The 6,999-nt window shown below is 62.6% G+C and carries 5 protein-coding genes; all 5 read left to right on the top strand.

What is annotated here, in order from left to right:
* The first annotated feature begins 873 nt into the window (after positions 1-873).
* The 5 genes from AB6O04_RS19690 (at position 874) to AB6O04_RS19670 (ending at position 6,990) form a co-directional block, all read left to right on the top strand.
* Positions 874-3,054, top strand: a complete 2,181-nt coding sequence (locus AB6O04_RS19690; protein ID WP_368566108.1) for a TonB-dependent receptor — start codon at positions 874-876, stop codon at positions 3,052-3,054.
* 122 nt (positions 3,055-3,176) lie between these two features.
* Positions 3,177-4,760 carry a flavin monoamine oxidase family protein gene (locus AB6O04_RS19685; RefSeq protein ID WP_368566107.1) on the top strand — a complete coding sequence of 528 codons (1,584 nt, stop codon included), beginning with the start codon at positions 3,177-3,179 and terminating at the stop codon, positions 4,758-4,760.
* A 32-nt stretch (positions 4,761-4,792) separates the two neighbouring features.
* Positions 4,793-5,191: a cytochrome c gene (locus tag AB6O04_RS19680; RefSeq protein WP_368566105.1), complete on the top strand. Its 399-nt coding sequence runs from the start codon at positions 4,793-4,795 to the stop codon at positions 5,189-5,191.
* A gap of 43 nt (positions 5,192-5,234) precedes the next feature.
* Positions 5,235-5,741, top strand: a complete 507-nt coding sequence (locus tag AB6O04_RS19675) for a RidA family protein (protein WP_368566100.1) — start codon at positions 5,235-5,237, stop codon at positions 5,739-5,741.
* A gap of 46 nt (positions 5,742-5,787) precedes the next feature.
* Positions 5,788-6,990, top strand: a complete 1,203-nt coding sequence (locus tag AB6O04_RS19670) for a pyridoxal phosphate-dependent aminotransferase (protein WP_368566099.1) — start codon at positions 5,788-5,790, stop codon at positions 6,988-6,990.
* The last annotated feature ends 9 nt before the right edge of the window (positions 6,991-6,999 follow it).

Genomic DNA, 6,999 nt, shown 5'->3' with positions numbered 1-6,999 from the left:
GCACGCGTGACCAGGAGCGCGCCGCAGCGCGCCGAGCTGGCGAACAGCCAGACCAATTGCTCTGACAGGAAGAGCTCGCGGCGGGACGCCGCTCCGCGCCCCGATAGCTTTTCGGCACGCGTGATCAGGAGCGCGCCGCAGCGCGCCGAGCTGGCGAATAGCCAGACCAATTGCTCTGACAGGAAGAGCTCGCGGCGGGACGCCGCTCCTACAAGAGCTCCGGCGGCTCTTACATGGCCCCCGCGGCCAGCGCCGGTATTCGGCAAACACACGCCCACCCATAACCCGCCTCCCGCCTACCCACCCAGCCCGCACCTACCCATTGCAAGGCCCCGCAGAGCGGCCGTAGCTGGGTATGTTGCAGAGGAAGCGTTACGAAGTTGGAAAACGCGATGCCTCTGCGGCGCGGCGGTCCATCGTTCAGTAGCAGCGGCGAAGGAATGCGCGTGGCATCACGCCGAATCCGAATGCGCCGTACGACTTGGGGCGCGCATCCGGACACCGTCTGCAGGCGGTGCGGCTGATCCGCGTTCGGTAAGCGCCGGTAAACATCGGCGTCGCGCGTACCTGAAAGAAGAAACAGGAATTTCGAGTGCACCTGACCGGAAGGGCAAGTGTTCCCGGGAACAGCGCGCACTCATTTTACGGCTGCCAAGTACGCGCGCCGATGGAGGCAAGGCTCGCCCACCACAACCTTTTTTAGCACTCAGTGAGGAAGCCATGGGGAACAGCATCAAACGCGGTGTACTGGCCAGTTTCATTATCGAAAGTCTGCGGGAACTCGACGGCGCCACGCCGATGCGTGCGGCTTATCTGTCGTTGTTACTGGGCGCAACCGGCTATGCCCAGGTGGCCAATGCGCAGAACATCGGCATGGCGTCAGCCGATGCCGATGCCACCACCCTGGATGCCGTCAGCGTGGTGGGCGCGGGTTCCACCCGTACCACCGCCAGCGTGGCCAAATCCGAGATCGAAGCGCAGGCGCCGGGTGTGGCGCCGCAGATGCTGCTCGCCAGTCTGCCGGGTGTGAATGTGCAAACCACCGATCCATTCGGGCTGTATGAGTTTGGCGATTCCATGCGCATCCGCGGCTTCAGTTCCAACCAAGTGGGCGTAACGCTTGACGGCATTCCGATCGAGACCGCCGACGTGCGAGAAGGCGGTCCCATCAGCCGGTACGTGTCCACCGAAAACCTCGCCGACGTGACCTTGTCGCCAGGCTCTGGCGACGTAACCCAGCCGTCCTATCACGCCTTGGGCGGCGCGATCCGCTACAGCACGCTGGCCCCGGTGGGCGGCGACGAATGGAGCGGCCGGGCGACCATGACCATGGGCTCCTACGATCTGGTGCGCACGTTTGTGCGCGTGGACACCCCTCAGTGGTGGGAGAACGGGCCGGCGGCTTACTTCTCTGCCTCGCGCATCCGCAGTGGTGTCTGGGACCTGGACCCGGCCACGCAGGAAAGCGATCACTTCGAAGCCAAGATTCGCCAGGACTGGGACGCCGGTACCCTGACCTTGGGTTGGATATGGAACAGCCGCGAGGACCACGACATCCAGGCCTATACGGTGAACGGTGGACTGGATTGGGATATCACCGAATTCATCACCGGCGATCCGGCGTTCGATTCCAACAACTACACCGTATGGAAGAACGCGCGCCGCGATTCGTTGCTGAGCCTGACCGGCGACTTCATGCTGAGCTCATCGCTGGGGCTTAAATTCGTTGCTTACAACGAGGAAAAGAACGGCTGGGGTATAGGCGCCACCGGACCGGGCGGTATCCGCACGCAGTACAACAATGCGATTGCCGGAACACAGGGCCGCACCGACATCGTGATCCTGGACCCCACCGCGGTGTTCGACGCGGACGGCAACTTGGTCAGCATCGGGAACATGGCGCGCCGCTTGGAGGACATGGGCGGAACCCGGCGCGGACTGACCACCAGTCTCAGTTGGGAAACCGACATCAACAAACTTGAGGTCGGTGCCTGGTACGAAACCTACGAGTTCTTCCAGACGCGGCCGCTGTACAACGTGGACCCCAGCAGCGGCGAGATCCTGCAGGGCGAACTGCCTATCGTCATCTATTACGACCGCCACTTCGACAGCACCGTCACGCAATTGTTCGTGATGGACACGCTGAAACTGATGGATGAGAGGCTGACCTTGCAAGCGGGTGTCAAAGGCTTGCGCGTGGAGCGCGAATTCACCGGCATCGCCAATCTCGATGACTTCAACCGCAGTGCGACCCGCACAACGGAAAAGACCGACAGCGACTGGCTCCAGCCACAGGCCGGCGTCAGCTACCAGATAGGCGCTTCTACCCAGATGTTCGCCAACTACGCCGAGAACTTCAGCTCGGTACCGCGCCTGGCGATGGTGGCGGGTGGCGGAACATGGGAGACACTGCAACCGGAGACGTCGAAGAACATCGACTTGGGCGTGCGCAGCGAGCACCAGAGCTGGAGCGGTTATGTGGCTCTGTACCGCATCGCCTACAAGGACCGCATCATCACGTTGTCGGACCCGGACCCGCAGGTGGTGGATTCCACCGTCTACCAGAACGTCGGTGATGTGGAGACCTATGGTGCCGAAGCATCGGCGCTGTGGCACCCGACTGTGAACTGGCGCTTGGGCGGTAACGTCAGCCTCAACCGCTCCGAGTTCCAGGACAACTACATCAACACCGCCGGCGAACTGGTGGAAGTCGAAGGCAACGACGTGCCCGATCAGCCGCGTGTTTCGATCGGCCTGAGCGGCGGTTACGAAGGCGAGCACTTCTTCGCCAATCTCGACGGCAAGTACACCGGCAAACGTTACGGCGACACCCGTAACAACGAGCGCACGGACACCACGTTCATCGCCAACGGCAGCGTTGGCTATCAGGGCGGCGACGACGGCTTCCTGGCGGGCGGGCGAGTGCAACTGTCGGTCTACAACCTGTTCGACGCGGAAGACGCGATCGGTGCTGTATTCCCGAACGAAGCGGGCGGGGCCTACAACCTGGTCGCGCCGCGATCGGTCTACCTCAGCTTGTCCTACATGTTCTAAGGCATGGCGCGGTGGCGCGTCATGACAGACGCGCCACCGCATACGCGCGGCCCGCAGTTGATGCATGCCGTCGTTCAACATCAGGCAGAGGAATATCGATGCAGGTGGGCAAGCAGGGTGCGATGACGCGACGCCGTCTGTTGCAGAAGATAGGACTGACGGCGGGCGGCGCGATGATGTACCAGGCGATGAGCAGCCTGGGATTGGCGGCCGAATCCGGTTACCAAGGACCATTGCGTCTGGAAGGCGACCCGAAGGGCGCATCGGTGCTGGTGCTGGGTGCGGGCCTGGCGGGCATGACCGCCGCCTACGAACTTCGCCGCGCGGGCTATCGAGTCAAATTGTTGGAATACAACACCCGGCCCGGCGGACGCAACTGGACGTTGCGCGGTGGTGATCGCTACACAGAGCTCGGCGGCTTCGAGCAGACCTGTCGTTTCGACGACGGGCTGTACCTTAATCCCGGACCATGGCGGATTCCACATCACCACCATGCAGTGCTGTCGTACTGCAAAAAATTCGGCGTGCCGCTGGAATCGTTCGTGCAGGTCAACTACAACGCCTGGCTGCACAGCCAGCAGGCATTCGGCGGAAAGCCGCGGCGCTTTCGCGATGTCGATGCCGACTACAAGGGGCATGTCGCTGAACTGCTGGCCAAGTCCACGCAGCAGCGCGCGCTGGATCGCTTGGTCAGCCAGGAGGACCAGGAGGTCCTGCTGGAATCGCTGCGGCATTGGGGCGCCCTGGACAAGAACTTTGCTTATGCGAAAGGTGAAGTCAGTGCCTTGCGCCGCGGTTTCGGCAAGGAACCCGGCGGCGGCCTGTCCGGCAAGCCGGAATACTCCGAACCGGCGCAAGTCGGCGATGTACTCAACTCAAAACTGTGGGCAGCGTTGGCAGCCGGCAATAACTACGAGATGCAGACGCCGATGTTCCAGCCCGTCGGCGGCATGGACCAGATCGGAAAAGCGTTCGCGCGCCAGCTGGGCGACACGATTCAGTACAACGCAAAGGTGACCCGTATCGATCAGAACAGCGGCGGCGTCACCGTCGCTTATCAGGACACCGCAGCAGGCGGCGCGGAACGTGTCGAAACCGCGGACTGGTGCATCTGCACGATTCCGCTTTCGGTGCTGAGTCGCATCCCAATAACCGTAGGACCGGCGATGACCGAAGCGATCGGGCAGGTGCCTTATGCCGGCTCGGTGAAAGTCGGCTTGCAGTTCAAGCGCCGCTTCTGGGAAGAGGATGAAGCCATCTATGGCGGCATCAGCTACACCGACTCGCCGATCACGCTGATCAGTTATCCCAGCACGGGTTTCCAGAGTCGCGGCAAGGGGGTGTTGCTGGGCGCCTATGTCTGGGGACTGGAGGCGTTCGAGTTCACTTCCATGCCGCCCGAACAGCGCGTGCGGAAGGCAGTGGAATACGGTACCCAGTTACATGCGCAGTATCCGAAGGAATTCGAACACGGCGTTTCGGTTGGGTGGCACCGCGTGCCGTTCTCCCATGGCTGCTTCGGCATGTGGACGGAAGACAAGCGCGCGCAGCACTACGAGAATCTCTGCCAGATCGATGGGCGTATCGCATTGGCCGGCGAGCACGTTTCCTATATCCCCGCGTGGCAGGAAGGCGCGATCGTTTCCGCACTGGATGTCATCGAACGTCTGCATCACCAAGTAATGGCGGCAGGAGGCCGTGCATGAGCCAGCGCATGGGCTTGTTCCGAACGGGGTTGATGGCGGTACTGGCCGTGGCCGCATTGATAACGGCCGCCGTGCTGGTCCGCCCGGCAAAGGCGCAAACTTCGGATGCAACGTCCTTCTACACGCCGGCCAATTTTTCCACCGCCTCCGGCGAACAGGTCTACCGGACCGTTTGCCAGAGCTGCCACATGCCGGCGGGCGAAGGCGCCCTGGGTGGTGGCGAGTATCCTGCGCTGGCGGGCAATCCCAAGCTGGCGGCCGCGCCATTCGTGGCGATGATGGTGTTGGACGGGCGCGCCGGCATGCCGGGTTTGGGCTCCATGCTCAGCGACCAACAGGTGGCTGAAGTCACTCACTACGTCCGCACGCATTTCGGCAATGACTATCCCGACGCAATGACCGCCGACGACGTGAAGGCGATGCGCCATTGAGCGCTTAGCGTGATCCATTACTTTTCCAGACAGGAGCAACATTATGAGAATCCCATCAATGACAGGTGCCGCCACCCTGGCGGCGCTGCTGATGCTGGCAGCACCGCACGTGGCAGAAGCCGCTGGGGTGATACGGCACAAGATACCCGGCAGCGATTTCCCGATTTCCGCCGCGGTCGAAGTGCCGGCGGGCATGACCACGGTGTACCTCAGCGGCGCGGTGCCACGGCTGGACGCGGACGCTCCGAAGGATTCCGCCGATGCCTATGGCGATACCGAGGCACAGACGGTCAACGTGCTCAGTTCCATCAAGAAGCAGCTGGAATCGATGGGGTTGGGCCTGGATGATGTGATCAAGATGCAGGTGTTTCTGGTGGGCGACCCGGCGCTGGATGGCAAGATGGATTTCGCTGGGTTCATGAAGGGCTATCGTCAGTTCTTCGGCACCGCGGAACAGCCCAACCTGCCGTCGCGTTCGGCGTTCCAGATTGCCGGATTGGCCAACCCTGCCTATCTCGTCGAAATCGAAGTCGTGGCTGTCCGTCCCTGAGGAATCACTCGGATGCGTTCGTATTCCCCTTATCGCTGAGGTCGCCATGGCATCGTCCATCTCCCGCCGTTCCTTCCTGCGAGACTCCGCCTTGGCCGCCAGCGTGCTGGGCCTTGGCAGTGCACCACTGTTGAGTGACGCCTATGCGGCGCGTGCGCAGCAACGTCCCAGCCCGCCGCCGGGTGCGGACGCACTAGATGCAGTACTGATCAATGCCAACGAACATCCGCTGGGACCTTCGGCCGGCGCGCGCCAGGCGATCACCGACATCGCGGCCAAGGGTGGCCGCTACCTGGGCGGCTTGCAGAATGAACTCGCCGAGGTATACGCGGCGCAGCTGGGCGTGCCGGTGGATCACTTGATGGGATACGCCGGTTCGACCGAGCCGCTGGACTACACGATGCTGGCATTCACCTCGCCAACCGCCAGCCTGGTGACGGCCGATCCCACCTTCGAATCCGGGTGGCGGGCCGCGACTCGCAACGGCGCCACGGTGCACAAGCTACCGCTGCGCGCGGATCATTCCCATGACGTCGAGGCGATGTGCGCCAAGGATGACAAGGCCGGCGTCATCTACATCTGCAATCCGAACAATCCCACCGGATCGGTCACGCTCCGGCACGATCTGGAATACGCGTTGGCGAACAAGCCCAAAGGCAGCGTGCTGGTGGTGGACGAGGCGTATATCCATTTCTCCGACAGTGCCGTCAGTGCGGTCGACATGGTGGCCGCGGGCGAAGATGTCGTGGTGCTGCGCACGTTCTCCAAGCTGTACGGCATGGCGGGGATTCGCCTGGGTTTTGCCGTAGCGCGGCCGGATCTGCTTGATCGATTGAAGTTCTACAGCGTCAACAGCTTGCCGGTTACCGCAGCGGCAGCGGGGCTGGCCAGCTTGCGCGATCCCGAGCTGGTGCCGCAACGGCGCCGCGAGACCGCGCGTATCCGCACCGACGTGATGGGCTGGCTGGCTTCCAAGGGTTATGCCTGCACCGCATCGGAGAGCAACTGCTTCATGGTGGATGTGAAGCGGCCCGCGAAAGACTTCATTGCTGACATGGCCACGCACCGGGTATTCGTGGGCCGTGCCTGGCCAATATGGCCAAACGCCTCGCGCATCACCATTGGCACGGCGGAGGAGATGGAGCGGTTCAAGGCAGTGTTCGAGCAAGTCGAGGCGGGTACCACCGCCACCGCGCAAGCGACGCTTGAGATGACAGGGCCGTGGCAAAGATTCTTCGAAGTGGCCTGATAGGGTGGG

This window comes from Pseudoxanthomonas sp. UTMC 1351, from assembly GCF_040948865.1.
Lineage (GTDB): Bacteria > Pseudomonadota > Gammaproteobacteria > Xanthomonadales > Xanthomonadaceae > Pseudoxanthomonas_A.
This window is presented reverse-complemented; position numbering and strand designations above follow the sequence as displayed.